This is a genomic window from Jonesia quinghaiensis DSM 15701, assembly GCF_000423205.1.
Taxonomy (GTDB): Bacteria; Actinomycetota; Actinomycetes; order Actinomycetales; family Cellulomonadaceae; genus Jonesia; species Jonesia quinghaiensis.
Window position 1 is genome coordinate 15,987 of record NZ_AUHN01000010.1, and the last position, 12,743, is coordinate 28,729.

General features: G+C 57.4%; 15 protein-coding genes, 1 tRNA gene, 1 other RNA gene and 1 pseudogene. 9 read left to right on the forward strand and 9 right to left on the reverse strand.

Features of this window, described 5'->3' with window-relative positions:
* Positions 1–23 precede the first annotated feature (23 nt).
* Both G538_RS0109565 and panB read left to right on the forward strand, forming a co-directional pair.
* Positions 24–1,685: an NAD+ synthase gene (locus G538_RS0109565; protein WP_029069149.1), complete on the forward strand. Its 1,662-nt coding sequence runs from the start codon at positions 24–26 to the stop codon at positions 1,683–1,685.
* Positions 1,686–1,717: 32 nt separating this feature from the next.
* Positions 1,718–2,554 (forward strand): 3-methyl-2-oxobutanoate hydroxymethyltransferase, encoded by an 837-nt coding sequence (gene panB / locus G538_RS0109570; RefSeq protein ID WP_029069150.1) that lies wholly within the window; start codon positions 1,718–1,720, stop codon positions 2,552–2,554.
* A 95-nt stretch (positions 2,555–2,649) separates the two neighbouring features.
* Here panB and G538_RS0109575 read toward each other — a convergent pair whose 3' ends face one another.
* Positions 2,650–2,838, reverse strand: a complete 189-nt coding sequence (locus tag G538_RS0109575; protein ID WP_029069151.1) for a hypothetical protein — start codon at positions 2,836–2,838, stop codon at positions 2,650–2,652.
* A 127-nt stretch (positions 2,839–2,965) separates the two neighbouring features.
* On the opposite strand from G538_RS0109575, the gene G538_RS0109580 reads away from it, so the two are divergent.
* The 4 genes from G538_RS0109580 to ppgK all read left to right on the forward strand — a co-directional run bounded on the left by G538_RS0109580 (position 2,966) and on the right by ppgK (position 5,726).
* Positions 2,966–3,337 carry a hypothetical protein gene (locus G538_RS0109580; protein ID WP_029069152.1) on the forward strand — a complete coding sequence of 124 codons (372 nt, stop codon included), beginning with the start codon at positions 2,966–2,968 and terminating at the stop codon, positions 3,335–3,337.
* 47 nt (positions 3,338–3,384) lie between these two features.
* Positions 3,385–3,939 carry a hypothetical protein gene (locus G538_RS0109585; protein ID WP_029069153.1) on the forward strand — a complete coding sequence of 185 codons (555 nt, stop codon included), beginning with the start codon at positions 3,385–3,387 and terminating at the stop codon, positions 3,937–3,939.
* A gap of 90 nt (positions 3,940–4,029) precedes the next feature.
* Entirely contained in the window at positions 4,030–4,902 is an 873-nt protein-coding gene (map, locus tag G538_RS0109590) for a type I methionyl aminopeptidase (RefSeq protein ID WP_029069154.1), read from the forward strand.
* Positions 4,899–5,726: a polyphosphate--glucose phosphotransferase gene (gene ppgK / locus G538_RS16080; protein ID WP_035834064.1), complete on the forward strand. Its 828-nt coding sequence runs from the start codon at positions 4,899–4,901 to the stop codon at positions 5,724–5,726. Before map ends, ppgK begins: the two co-directional genes overlap by 4 nt.
* A 69-nt stretch (positions 5,727–5,795) precedes the next feature.
* Here ppgK and G538_RS0109600 read toward each other — a convergent pair whose 3' ends face one another.
* The 5 genes from G538_RS0109600 to rnpB all read right to left on the reverse strand — a co-directional run bounded on the left by G538_RS0109600 (position 5,796) and on the right by rnpB (position 8,031).
* The gene (locus tag G538_RS0109600) at positions 5,796–6,110 is read right to left on the reverse strand and encodes a hypothetical protein (RefSeq protein WP_029069155.1); all 315 of its coding nucleotides are present in this window, start codon (positions 6,108–6,110) and stop codon (positions 5,796–5,798) included.
* A gap of 233 nt (positions 6,111–6,343) precedes the next feature.
* Positions 6,344–6,535: a hypothetical protein gene (locus G538_RS0109605; RefSeq protein ID WP_029069156.1), complete on the reverse strand. Its 192-nt coding sequence runs from the start codon at positions 6,533–6,535 to the stop codon at positions 6,344–6,346.
* A 271-nt stretch (positions 6,536–6,806) separates the two neighbouring features.
* On the reverse strand, positions 6,807–7,121 hold the full coding sequence (locus tag G538_RS0109610; RefSeq protein ID WP_029069157.1) for a hypothetical protein: 315 nt from the start codon (positions 7,119–7,121) through the stop codon (positions 6,807–6,809).
* 84 nt (positions 7,122–7,205) lie between these two features.
* Positions 7,206–7,622, reverse strand: coding sequence for a hypothetical protein (locus G538_RS0109615; protein ID WP_157544414.1), 417 nt, complete (start codon positions 7,620–7,622; stop codon positions 7,206–7,208).
* A 41-nt stretch (positions 7,623–7,663) separates the two neighbouring features.
* Positions 7,664–8,031, reverse strand: an RNA gene (gene rnpB, locus G538_RS17470) — RNase P RNA component class A.
* A gap of 139 nt (positions 8,032–8,170) precedes the next feature.
* Between rnpB and G538_RS0109625 the strand changes: the two genes are divergently transcribed.
* Positions 8,171–8,947, forward strand: a complete 777-nt coding sequence (locus G538_RS0109625) for a YaaA family protein (protein ID WP_029069159.1) — start codon at positions 8,171–8,173, stop codon at positions 8,945–8,947.
* Positions 8,948–9,016: 69 nt separating this feature from the next.
* On the opposite strand, the gene G538_RS0109630 is transcribed toward G538_RS0109625, so the two are convergent.
* Positions 9,017–9,748, reverse strand: coding sequence for a zinc ribbon domain-containing protein (locus tag G538_RS0109630; RefSeq protein ID WP_029069160.1), 732 nt, complete (start codon positions 9,746–9,748; stop codon positions 9,017–9,019).
* A 72-nt stretch (positions 9,749–9,820) separates the two neighbouring features.
* Positions 9,821–10,711, reverse strand: a complete 891-nt coding sequence (locus G538_RS0109635) for a Nif3-like dinuclear metal center hexameric protein (protein ID WP_029069161.1) — start codon at positions 10,709–10,711, stop codon at positions 9,821–9,823.
* Between the two features lie 133 nt (positions 10,712–10,844).
* On the opposite strand from G538_RS0109635, the gene G538_RS0109640 reads away from it, so the two are divergent.
* A tRNA-Val gene (locus G538_RS0109640) sits at positions 10,845–10,921 on the forward strand.
* 34 nt (positions 10,922–10,955) lie between these two features.
* The gene (locus tag G538_RS18335; protein ID WP_245566841.1) at positions 10,956–11,120 is read left to right on the forward strand and encodes a hypothetical protein; all 165 of its coding nucleotides are present in this window, start codon (positions 10,956–10,958) and stop codon (positions 11,118–11,120) included.
* A gap of 399 nt (positions 11,121–11,519) precedes the next feature.
* Here G538_RS18335 and G538_RS18340 read toward each other — a convergent pair.
* Positions 11,520–12,713 (reverse strand): annotated as a pseudogene (locus G538_RS18340) (recombinase family protein); the annotation flags it as partial.
* Positions 12,714–12,743: the final 30 nt, after the last annotated feature.

The window sequence follows — 12,743 nt, forward strand, 5'->3', positions numbered from 1 at the left end:
AGAAAACGCAATATGGTTGTGTCATGACGAATTTAAAGGTGGCGATCGCACAGATCGACACGTGTGTTGGCGATGTTGTTGGCAACGTGAACAAGGTGGTGGACTTTACCCGCCAGGCGGCAGCTCAGGGCGCTGACCTGGTGGTTTTCCCAGAGATGACGGTGACTGGGTACCCCATTGAGGACTTGGCGTTGCGTGGTTCGTTCCAGCGGGCTGCTGAGGAAGCGCTGGCGGAGGTTGCGTATCGGCTTTCTGACGGTGATCTTCGTGAGATCACCGTGGTGGTGGGGACGCTCGGTTCGTTGGCTTTGAGTGACCATGTGGCGATGCCGCGTCCTACTAACCGTGCCGTGGTGATTCGTGGGGGCAAGATTGTTGCCGCTTACGACAAGCACCACTTGCCTAACTACGGCGTGTTTGATGAGTACCGCATTTTTGCGCCTGGGAACACCACAACGGTGATTGAGGTTGCTGGGCACCGGGTTGGGTTGGCAATTTGTGAGGACATCTGGCAAGACGGCGGTCCGGTGCACGAGTTGGAACAGGCTGGCATTGATGTGCTCGTGACGTTGAACGGTTCCCCGTATGAGGAAGGTAAACGTGCGCAACGAGTGGAGTTGGCTGCACGGCGTGCAGCTGCGGTGAATGCCCCGTTGGTTTATGCCAACCAGGTGGGTGGGCAAGATGACCTTGTTTTTGATGGGGGTTCCTTTGTGGTGGGGCCTTCTGGTGCGGTGCTTGCTCGCGCACCTAAGTTTGAGGAACACCTGTTGCTGTGGACGTTGACTCCTGGCAGCACGGAAGACCACACAGGTGAGGTCACTGATCTGTCAGACCTTGATGAAGAGGTGTATCAGGCCCTGGTCACGGGCTTGCAAGGGTATGTGACAAAGAATGGTTTCCGCACCGTGGTGTTGGGGCTATCGGGCGGTATTGACTCTGCGCTGGTTGCCGCTATTGCGGCTGATGCGCTTGGTGGCCAGAACGTGTACGGGGTATCTATGCCGTCCCGTTACTCGTCAGAGCACTCAAAGGACGATGCTGCTGACCTCGCGAAACGTCTTGGGGCGCACTATCGGGTGCAGCCTATTGGCCCCATGTTTGATGCGTTCCAAGACCAGTTGGGGCTGGAGGGCGTTGCGGAAGAGAACCTGCAAGCGCGCGTACGAGGCATGACGCTCATGGCGTTGTCCAACGCCGAAGGGCATCTGGTATTGGCGACAGGCAACAAAACAGAGTTGGCAGTCGGTTACTCCACCATTTATGGGGACGCCGTGGGTGGCTATGCGCCTATCAAGGACGTTGATAAATCCCGAGTATGGCAACTGTCACGGTGGCGAAATAACCTGGCGGTTGATCGAGGTGAAATCCCACCGATCCCCGAATCCTCCATCACCAAACCCCCCTCAGCGGAACTTCGCCCGGGGCAGGTTGATCAAGATTCATTGCCGCCTTATGACCTCCTCGACAAAGTTTTGGATGCCCACATCGAGCACGCCGAGGGGCGCCTCGAACTCATTGAGCGCGGTTTTGACCCCGAGATCGTGGATAAGGTGGTGTCTTTAGTAGACCGCGCTGAATGGAAACGCCGCCAATACCCTATGGGGCCTAAAGTGACGGCGTTGGCTTTTGGCCGTGATCGTCGCGTACCGGTAACCTCCCGGTGGCGTGAACCGCACCAGTGACCACCGGTGCACAAGGCAGGAAAACTCACACAATGATTGGACATGAGGTGACGACGCAGACCTCAACGCGTAAGCGTTTCCGCGTGCAGGACTTTGCCCGCAGTAAAGCTGAAGGGCGCAAGCTCACCATGCTGACCGCCTATGACGGGCTGACCGCGAAGATTTTTGACGAGGCTGGGGTGGATATCCTGCTCGTTGGGGATTCCGTTGCAGATAACCTATTGGGTTACGAGAACACCTTGCCGGTGACTCTTGATGAGATGGTTGTCGCCGCCCGTTCGGTGTGCCGCGCCACCAAGTACGCGATGGTGGTTGCTGACTTGCCGTTTGGCTCCTACGAGGCATCTCCGCAGGCTGCTTTTGATTCAGCGGCCCGCATGATGAAGCAATCTGGCGCGCAGGCGGTAAAGATTGAAGGTGGCGACCGTATCGCTGCGCATGTTCGCCTTCTCACCCAATCGGGCATTCCGGTTGTCGGGCACCTTGGGTTAACTCCACAGTCGGAGCACATGCTTGGTGGTAAGCGGGTGCAAGCACGTGATGATGCTGCGGCTGAACAACTCGCCCAGGACGCATTAGCGTTGCAGGAGGCAGGTGCGTGCGCTGTGGTGTTGGAAATGGTCCCAGAGCATGTCGCTGCCCGGGTCACAGAAATTCTCACGATCCCCACCATTGGGATCGGTGCGGGAACTGAAGTTGACGGTCAAGTATTGGTGTGGACCGACATGGCTGGAATGACCTCATGGTCGCCTCGCTTCGCGAAGCAGTTTGGGCAGGTTGGCCAGGCACTTTCCGATGCCACTCATGCGTACATTGATGAGGTTCGCTCTGGGACATTCCCCGCACCTGAGCACACCTTCACCACCTGATACCAAAAGGTCACCGCCCTTGCGTGACCGCTCCCCTACAAGGTGAGTACGATGCCCGCCGTACCGAGGTTCTCTGGTGCGGCGGGCATCGTCAGTTAGTCGCTGTCAGCCTCACGCTGTTTGTCTTCAGCTTCCCACGAGGCGGTTCGGGCTGCCGCTATATCTAGTGCCTTTTGTGCTTGTTCACGGGTGTCGTATGGGCCCATCACGTGCAACCAACTGAACCACCCTCTCCCCTGTTTAACTTGACCTGTTTTGGTGTTGTAAAACCACTTACCCGCCATGCGTTCTCCTTGACGTGATGAAAATAACCCGGTGGAATGGTGGTGACCCTTAAACCTTGAGGTTACTTAACCGATCTATGTTCTCGACAGATCATTTTGTTCTGCCCCCATCCGGAAAGGGTCCCCCATGGCCAACATCAATGACTCCCTCGAACAGGTTCTCGCTCTTGACGGCGCTGTTGCCGTTGCAATCGTTGACTTTGTGAGCGGTATGACTCTTGCTCACCGCTCTAACCAGCAGTTTGATCTTGAGCTTGCGGCAGCGGTCAACTCTGAGGTTGTTAAGTCAAAGCTTCGCGCTGTTGAACAACTTGGTCTAGGCGAGGACGTTGAGGACATCCTGATCACCCTCACCAACCACTATCACCTGATCCGTATTTCAGCGCGCCCTGAACTACGTAACCTTTTCTTTTACGTCGTCATTGACCGCGGGCGCGGGAACCTTGGTTTGGCTCGTCGGGTCATTGAAAAGGTTGATGCGCAGATTGATGGTTTCTGATCGGTAGTGTGTTGTGCGATACGCCCTGTTGTGTGTGAGGAGCTGTAATGTCGCAGTCCAGTGCGCCGATGAACAGTCCTTTTCAGGCGCTGTGTGTCGAGGTTCTTGAGGCGTTGTCTGAGGTGACGCTTGCCGCAGTGATTAGTGCTGAGGGTGAGATGTTGGCTGAGATTGGTGAGGGGTTCGAGGCGTTAAGGACGCTGGCGTTTAATACTGCCTACGCACAGTTAGTGTCGTTGCAGGAGGAGTTTTCTGCGGCGCATTCAACGGTGGTGTCGGGGTGTGGGACGGTCCTGGTTGAGATAGTGCGCCATGATTTTGCGTTGGTGTTGTTGGGGTCGGGCACTGTCAATGTGGCGCTTGCTCACCGGGCGCTCTCTCCGATTATGGCGGATGCTGCGGAGTATATTCCTCCCGTTCCGGGCACTGTGGTCCCGGTTGGGGCACGCCGTGTTGATGCTCCTGAGCAGTCAGTTCCTGTTGTTGAGCCCGAGCAGGTTGCTTTGGAGGCAACAGATTCTGGGTCGATGCGATCAACGGGGACAACTTTCGCGCAGCAGCGGCGCATCGATATGATGCGCTCCACCGCATCAGCGTTGTAGCGTGTGTTTTGTTCTCCTTTGTGGGGCCGTAAGCACTGTTGGTGCAGGGGCACCGGTGAGCCTATCAGCGCAGCCGCCTAGAATGGGGGCATGTCTGCTCAGCGAACCACGTTTGAGCCGCTCGTTCCGGGGACTGTGACCCCGCGGCGGACGGTTCCCCCGCACATTGCCCGTCCAGAGTATGTTGGCAAGCCCGGCCCCACTCCTTTCACTGGATCAAACATTCCCACACCCGAGGTGTTGGACAATATTCGGGTGGCTTCACGGATAGCTGCCCAAGCGTTGCAAGAGGTTGGGCGGGCTATCCGTCCCGGAATAACCACCGATGAGTTAGACGTCATTGGGCATGAGTTTGTTCTTGACCACAACGCCTACCCGTCAACGTTGGGGTACCGCGGGTTCCCTAAGTCGTTGTGCACGTCACTGAATGAGGTCATTTGCCACGGCATTCCGGACAGCACTGTGCTGGTGGACGGGGACATTGTCAATGTTGATATCACTGCGTTCATTCATGGTGTGCATGGGGACAATAACGCCACGTTTACTGTTGGGGAGGTCGATGAGGAGTCGGCGCTGCTTGTTGAACGGACCCGCGAGGCGTTAAACCGTGGCATTAAAGCTGTCAAACCTGGGCGTGAGGTCAACGTTATTGGCCGGGTTATCGAGAAGTATGCTGCCCGGTTTGGTTATGGTTCGGTGCGCGACTATACGGGGCATGGTGTTGGGGAAGCTTTCCACACTGGTTTAGTGATCCCCCACTACGATTCTGCTCCAATGTTTGACACGGTCATGGAGCCGGGCATGGTCTTCACCATTGAGCCGATGCTTACTGTGGGTGGCATCGAGGCTGATATCTGGGATGATGACTGGACTGTGGTCACCACGGATCGTAAGCGAACCGCCCAGTTTGAACACACATTGGTCGTCACTGAGGACGGCGCGGAGGTACTGACACTGCCATGAGTAAAGCAACTGTAGGTTTTGGCATCGACATTGGCGGTAGCGGCATCAAAGGTGCGCCTGTTGATTTGGTCACTGGAGAGTTCACAGCGGAGCGGGTTCGTATTCCCACTCCTCGTTCCTCTACCCCGCAGGCTGTTGCAGAGGTCATTAAGGACGTGTTCTCTGAGTTCGAGGACCTGCCACATGATATTCCTATCGGGGTGGCGTTCCCTGGGCCAATTGATCATGGTGTGGTCCGTATGGCAGCTAACCTCGATGATGCGTGGGTTGGTGTCAACATTGAAACCATGTTGGAGGACTTGCTAGGACAGCGGGTTCACGCGGTCAATGATGCGGACGCTGCTGGGTTTGGTGAAGCCACTTTTGGTGCGGCACGCAATGAAACTGGTGTCATCTTTTTGGCAACGCTTGGCACTGGTATTGGGTCAGCTCTCATTGTTGAGGGCCACCTGGTGCCAAACACCGAGTTTGGGCACTTAGAAATTGATGGCTTTGATGCGGAGTCGCGGGCAGCGGAATCTGCTCGGGCTCGTGAAGATCTTGATTGGGAGCAGTGGGCTGAGCGGTTGCAACGGTATTTCTCTCACGTGGAGATGTTGCTTTCCCCGGACCTGTTTGTCATTGGCGGTGGGGTCTCTAAGCACCATGAGAACTTTCTACCGCTCTTGGAGATGCGTGCACCGATCATTCCAGCGCAGTTGTTCAATGCCGCTGGTATTGCTGGCGCTGCAGCGTTTGCCGCTGACCGCGACCGCTATGAACGCAAGATCGCGAAGCGGGAGAAGGAACAGCTGAAGAAAGAGAAGAAGAAAAGCAAGAGTTAAGTGCTCTTGGTATGCAACGCACGATGCCCGCGGCCTGGACTCCGCGGGCATCGTGTATTGCGTGGTCGCTTACGCAGCGACGAGCGGTGACGGTAGTTCTGGCTGGTTTTCCGTCACTATTGTTACGGGAATACCAGCCTCATCACAGGCGTATCGAGTGGCGTTCACGAAGGACACCGCTACGGGGTTCCTCACGTCAACGCACGACACGTCAATCGTGACCGGGTAGGCCGCGAAGAGAACGGCTGCCAACACGCTACTGGCTTGATCCCGCGCGGTGATATCAATCGGATCATGAAGAGTGATGATGCTGCAGCCTGCTACCACAGCATAGGCAATTGCAGGTGTGTCAGTGTTACATGACGCCATCCCACGCGTAGCCATACTCATTCTTTACTCTCCGATCACACCTGCGGGATCAAGACATGTTTAACCCTATTAACGGTAAAGCAATTTTGCAATAGCTTTACCCGGCGTGTTGCGCCGTTCATCTTGCCTGTGTCTGGCGGAACCGCGGGGTTACAGGGCGATGCGAACTAATTTTTTGTGTACCGAGGGGAGAAGTAACCATCCGTTGACGAATGTGTTGGCCCGCGCGAGGTAAAGGACGGTGCAGCTCACACGCCTTCTGGGGTTAACGGCCTGTGCCGCGCTTTTTCTCCCGTGCCACCAGGCGGCCCATACACGAGCTCACACAGTTCACGGGTTGACCGACGCGCCGCTCGCGTACAGAACATCAAGAGCCAGTAAAACGCCACAGTGAGGGCGACGATGCCACCCACCGTGGTGAGCACAGCGATCCATGTCATGGCCGCCTCGCTTCTATGCCGTGCGCCCGCGCGCTAGATACCTTGGGTGAAGGTTAGATCCATAGTGTTCACACGGTCAATGCCTCTAACAAGTCTGGGCATGACAGTGGCCTTGGGTCGCGCATCCCAAGGCCACTATTTTCTCTATGTCAGGAACGTCAACAGACTTACACCGTTGAAAAAAACTTTTTTCACCGGTGCGAAGACAGACAGCTACTGGACACCCACATTGGGCCTGTTGTGGCTGCTAGCACGTGAAAAGTTGCCGCAGTTATGCCCCTGAAAATACTGAGTTCAGTTGGATCAGCCCGATGATGTTGAGGATGATTCCAAAGACAAAAAGAATCAGAGTGAGCCAACCGATGATGGTCCATGGCAGCAGCATGGTGGAGATCTTACTTAAGCGCCGGTTGCGGGACCGTTCCTGAGCAAGAAGCTCAACAAACCCTTGCCGCAGTATTTCATTGTGGTGCGCCTCAGGTGAGTATTGCCCTGGCTGCTGGTACTGACTATTCGCTGGGAACTGCCCGGTGGCATCTGTTGGCGGTTGCCCATACTGGGTGTGTTGTTGCTCTGGGAAACTCACGGTTCTCTCCTCGCTGCACGGCACTCGTGCCGCAAGCGTAGGTGAGTAGTCCCCATGCGCGGTGGGAGGCGTGCCCGTGCACTCCTAGACTTCATCCCCCGCGGACTTTTCCCCCACTAAGTTCAAATCCACGGTGTCTGCTGCAACGTCGCCCGGTACTGCTGGTGAGACGGAAGATGGGTTCAGAGCACGCAGCAGAGAAACCTGAAGTTCGAGCTGACGCTCCGCGATTTCTAGTTCATACACAGCCCGTTGTTTCTTGCCCGAAAGGGCGTAACACTGAAGAATCACAGCAACGGCAATGACAAACATGGCTAACACGATTACCCCCGAGACAGATGTTGAGTACTCATCGTAATAAAACGGATCGTAGTCGTTTGCCACCCGCCAATGGTAAGTCCAAGCAGCCCATAGAAGAAAAAGCGCACCAAAAGTACCTGTAATGAGTGCGGCAATCTGATACCCGTACCCGCGATGGCGAGCATTATCGTTAAGAGTCACACGGTATATGTATCACGGCTTAGGCTGAGAAAAGTTAAAAGCGGATGAGATGACCGATACGCCGGGTTCTGTGTCCAGCGCTGATCACTCAATGCTGGGTGACGGCCATCCATCTAGGCCATACGTTGCCGCATGGCTCAAGCAGCCTACCCGGACGCTCAGCGAGCAGCTTCACTGCGCCCTGTCTGGCCTTGCTCCAGGTGGGGTTTACCGAGCCACGCCAGTCACCTGGCATGCTGGTGGTCTCTTACACCACCGTTTCACCCTTACCCACACGAAGTGGGCGGTCTATTTTCTGTGGCACTTTCCCGCAGGTCACCCTGGGTGGGTGTTACCCACCACCTTGCTCTGTGGAGCCCGGACGTTCCTCGGGGACGCAATGCGTCCACGCGGCCGTCTAGCCATCTCATCCGCTCCCCCAGAGTACTGTGTCCGCCGATGCCCGCGCATCGGCCAGCTTGTGAGTTCCATTACCTGGGGCACGGTTTTCGCAGGTGAGCGCTTGAACTCACCCACCAACCCGCCCTAGTGGGCGGTATTGTGTCAGGGTGTTGATCCTGCTCCCACCCTCCGAAGGTAAAACCCCAGCAACCACTGGCGCACCCGTTGATGTTGACGCTTTAAGCAACCCCAGCCTCACATCAGCCCGTCAACGGGTCATGAAAGAACTTCAGCGAGTCAGCGCCCAACCAGACGCATTAACTGTGCTGAGTGTTGGGGCGAGCATTGCCCCCGAGGTGGAACGCAACATCACACTCGATCAGCAACCAGCCGCACCGGCGTCTTCGATATATAGCGGGGTGCTCTACGCCGCCGCTCACCTGGGTGAACTGAATGGTGAGGCAGCCATGCGAGCACAAAATTGTGTTGTTACCGTTTCCGCTTTGTGGGGTGCCGTCTCCCCCACCGATGCTATTCCCGCCTACCGGTTATCCATGAACACCAACCTTGGGGATCTTGGGCGCCTCAGCACGCTATGGCGCAAAGAGTTGGATGCCGTCTTGGCACCACGAGCCACAGGTGATGTTGTGGTCGATTGCCGGTCATCAAGTTACATCGCCGCATGGAAGCCCGCAGCAACGCTGCCCACCGAATGGGTCAGCGTCAAAGTGCTACGTGACGTCAACGGGAAACGCAGCGTCGTCTCCCACAACGCGAAACACGCCCGTGGGGTCCTCACCCACCATCTGTTAACCCGTAACGGTGAGGAACCACGTACTGCACAGGCTCTGGCACAGGCAGCGCGTGAGTGTGACCACTTCCTTGAGGTCACACTGCACGACGGCCCGAAAAACACGGCAACCTTAGAGTTAGTCGTCGCCTAGTAACCCGCCCCACACAGGGCAACGCCGCTCAGCGACCGTGTACGTGCTGTGTACACCCCACCGGGGAAACTACGCCACGCGAACGAGGATTCGCCCGCACTCCTCGCAGCGCACTACCGTTTCAGCTGACGCTGAACGGATCTCAGCTAGGTCGCTTGGGTTAAGGTCCAAGCGGCACCCACCACACTGGTTGCCCTGCAATTCAGCAGCACCCAACCCACCACGGTTTGCCCGGATTTTCTCGTACAAAGCCACCAGTGGGGCATCGATCGCTCCGGCAATAGCCTCACGGCGTGCCAAAACGTCAGCGAGGTCAGCATCGATTTGTTGCCACTGTGCGTCACGGTCTTTCTCCGCAGCAGCCAACGCGTCCACCATTTGCTGGTTTGCCGCCTCGACTTTTGCCAAAGCATCCTGGTGTGCCTCAAGGCGCTCCATCACGTCAAGCTGAATCTCTTCTAAGTCGCCTTGACGCTTCGTGAGTGTCTGGATTTCGTGAAGCAGGGCCTGCGCATCCTTCGCGCTTACCGCTCCAGAGTCCAAACGCTGTTGATCACGCGCAGTGCGGGTAGCGACCTGCGTGACGTCGTCCTCCGCTTTTGTCAGTTCACGCGTTAGATCAGCAGCACGGGTCCGTGACTCAACGAGCGCTGCAGAAAGATCGTGAATACGCGCCGTGATGTCAGTAATGGTTTGCAACACCTCAATGGTGGTGCGTTTGTGGCGAAGCTGGTTGACGGTCAGGTCAAGGGCTTGCAGGTCCAGGAGACGGCGTTGATCGGCGACTGGTGCTTGTGGCATGCGTGTGTCCTTGCTGGTGAGGTAGCAGCTGAGCCGAAGCGTCAGCGTGGGTTGCGAGCTGGTGGGTGGGTGTCAGGCGGTGCCGCCCTTGGGTTGGACGCGTGCAGTCCACGGGTCTGTGCGCAACGTGGAAACCCACGTGTCCATGCTATATCCCCGTTGCTCCATGGCGGTCTTCACGGCGCTGGCTGCCACTGGCAGCCAGGGCCACTCTGAGGCGTAGTGCGCCGTGTCAATCAGGTACGGAGTTTGCCCGATGCCCGCCGCCGTTGCGCTCCGGTGGTGCGCTGCTTCCCGGGCATCAAGCGCATCGTGATGCTTGAAGTCTGAAGTGATGTACACGTCAGGGTTAGCGTTCACCGCAGCGTCAAGCAAAGATGCACCGGACCCGCCAAGAACAGCGACAGTGGAAACCCGCGCACCCAAATCACCAGCAACCCGCACCCCTTGGGCTGTTACCGGAATAGCATCAGCGAGGCGCTGTGCAAGATCCCGCAACGACAAGGAATGCTCAAGTTTCCCCACTCGACCCAACCCACACGTTGGGTCCTGGGAGTCAGGGACAAGCGGTGTGGTGTCTTGTAACCCAATAAGGTCAGCCAAGGCGTCATTGACGCCACCCTGGGCGGAATCAGCGTTGGTGTGCGCGGTATACAGCGCACACCCACCAGCAATAAGTTGGTGAATGATGTGCCCACGGTCTGTGTCCGTGGACACCGAATGCACCGCAGAGAACAAGAATGGGTGGTGCGTCACAATCAGGTCAGCACCCCAGTCCAACGCCTCGGTAATTGTCGCGTACGTGGCGTCCACCGCGAAGCAGATGCGCCGCACCGGGGCTGAGCGATCCCCCACCGCCAAACCGACGTGATCCCAGTCCTCAGCGAGGCGTATTGGGTAAAGATCTTCAAGGACTTCAATGACCTGGCCAAGGGTGGCGTCGCTCTGGTTACCGCTATTCATGCCCCCAGCCTATCCGTGCGCCAGCTGTGGCGCGCATTACTCCACGCCGGTTAGGTATTCGCGGCAGATTCCATGTAGAGTTTTCTTCGTTGTCAGGCGCGGTTTCCTGCAGGTCAGGTAACCCGGTTGATGCGGGCCTATAGCTCAGTTGGCTAGAGCGCCACGTTTACACCGTGGATGTCGGGGGTTCGAGTCCCTCTGGGCCCACCAGAAGGTCGTTGTTCAAACCGGCGACATTACCGGTTTGAGGCCTCGACTCAGCGGCTCGCCCCTCGTGGCGGGCCGCTATCGTCTGCACTTCGGGGTCGAAGAACGCGTTGAACGGTTCCCCTGGTTCACCGATGACGGTGCCCTCCTCGCTGAGGTAGAGCTTGTCGAAGAATGCCTGGTTGGCGATGCGCCGCAGTGAGTCATCGATGCTCATGTACAACTTGTAGCAGTCTCTGCCCAGTGCGAGGCAGTCGTCCAGGTGGGCGCTTGCCAGTTCGTACTCCATGTCACCGGCTTCGATCTGTGCTTCGAGGAACGCGAGTCGTCTGCCGATGCGATCCTGCTCCGACTTGAGGAGATCGAGCGGCACCGCTCCTGCATAGTGGGCTTGCAGAAGTTTTGAACGTTCGGCTTGTAGGTCGTCTCGTTCGAGCACGTGTGCGTTGCGTTCTTGCTTCACGGTGGCGTGGAGCTGTGAGAATTGCGCCGTGATGAGGCTTCGCAATGCCTGGATGGTGTGGTCAGGGATTTGGATGCGCCGGTAGTAGTCTTCGACCGCGGCTTCAACGTCAGGCACATACATTGCTTTGCGTTCACAGTTGGTGCGTTTGGCGTGACGTCCGGCACAGATGAAGTACGGATAGATGACGCCACGGCGGCTCTTGGCGTTGGTGACCATGAGTCGGGAGCCGCACTCACCGCAGAAGACGGTGCCTTTAAGGTAGTGATCGTGGGTTTGGGTTTTCTCGCCGGATACTTGTTTTGCGCCGAGCACTGCTTGGACTCGGTACCAGACTTCGGGGCCGACGAGTGGTTCGTGGATGCCGTCATAGGTGGCACCCCGAAACGACACGCTGCCCTTGTAGTACGGGTTGGAGAGCATTTTCTGCACCGTCGATAGCGCGGGTGGCCGTGCTGGTCGTTTCGGTGTGGGCGGTGTGGTGAGGCCACGGTCGATGAGGGCTTCGCGGAGCATTGCAGTTGAGTAGTTGCCCGTCGCGTATGCCTCGAACGCCCACTTCACGATCTCCGCACGCGTGGGGTCAGGTTCAACGATGCGTAGCTCGCGGCCAAGTTCATCGCGCATGGTCACGTTGAGATACCCAATTGGCGCTTTTCCGTTGGTGCCACCTGTCATCGCTTTTTGGCTCATGCCCTTAGAGACTTCGTTGGCGAGGTTGCGGGAGTAGAACTCGGCGATGGTGGACATGATGCCGTGGAGCAGCATGCCCGAGGGAGTCTCGTCAATGTTCTCTGTTGCCGAGACCAGCATGACCCCGGCGTCTTTGAGCGCGACATGGATCGCGACGTCATCGGCTCGGTTACGGGCCAGTCGGTCAACCTTGTGCACGATGCAGTAGGCCACATGGTTGGTTTTGACGTACTCGATCATGCGCATGAGTTCCGGGCGGTCGGCCTTCCGGGCAGACTCCCCGGCGTCGACGAACTCTTCGACCACGATCGCCCCGAGGTCTCGGGCTTTGCGCAGATTCGCTTCGCGTTGAGCGGGAATAGAGAAGCCTTCGTCACGACCTCCGCGTTCAGCTTGCTCTTTCGTGGATACGCGCAGGTATGAGACTGCGATGGCGGTGGTTGCACCGAGGTGTGTGAAGTCGGTGGCGGTAGATTGCTGTGTGGTGCTCACGGGTTGTGTTTCCTCTCCCCATAGGTGGGGCCAACACGAGCAGCCTCTACCGCTCGTGCGGTGCGACTCGTAAAAGGAAACATGACCTGGACGACTCTCAGCGGAGCCAGCCAGGTAAGCCACGATGGGCCAAACAGGACTGCGCACCGCGGCCAAGCCGATGGCCTGACCGCTAGC

Coding starts and splice junctions, on each gene's coding strand:
- G538_RS0109565 (WP_029069149.1), top strand. CDS start 24: ATGACGAATTTAAAGGTGGCGATCGCACAGATCGACACGTGTGTTGGC.
- panB (WP_029069150.1), top strand. CDS start 1,718: ATGATTGGACATGAGGTGACGACGCAGACCTCAACGCGTAAGCGTTTC.
- G538_RS0109575 (WP_029069151.1), bottom strand. CDS start 2,838: ATGGCGGGTAAGTGGTTTTACAACACCAAAACAGGTCAAGTTAAACAG.
- G538_RS0109580 (WP_029069152.1), top strand. CDS start 2,966: ATGGCCAACATCAATGACTCCCTCGAACAGGTTCTCGCTCTTGACGGC.
- G538_RS0109585 (WP_029069153.1), top strand. CDS start 3,385: ATGTCGCAGTCCAGTGCGCCGATGAACAGTCCTTTTCAGGCGCTGTGT.
- map (WP_029069154.1), top strand. CDS start 4,030: ATGTCTGCTCAGCGAACCACGTTTGAGCCGCTCGTTCCGGGGACTGTG.
- ppgK (WP_035834064.1), top strand. CDS start 4,899: ATGAGTAAAGCAACTGTAGGTTTTGGCATCGACATTGGCGGTAGCGGC.
- G538_RS0109600 (WP_029069155.1), bottom strand. CDS start 6,110: ATGGCTACGCGTGGGATGGCGTCATGTAACACTGACACACCTGCAATT.
- G538_RS0109605 (WP_029069156.1), bottom strand. CDS start 6,535: ATGACATGGATCGCTGTGCTCACCACGGTGGGTGGCATCGTCGCCCTC.
- G538_RS0109630 (WP_029069160.1), bottom strand. CDS start 9,748: ATGCCACAAGCACCAGTCGCCGATCAACGCCGTCTCCTGGACCTGCAA.
- G538_RS0109635 (WP_029069161.1), bottom strand. CDS start 10,711: ATGAATAGCGGTAACCAGAGCGACGCCACCCTTGGCCAGGTCATTGAA.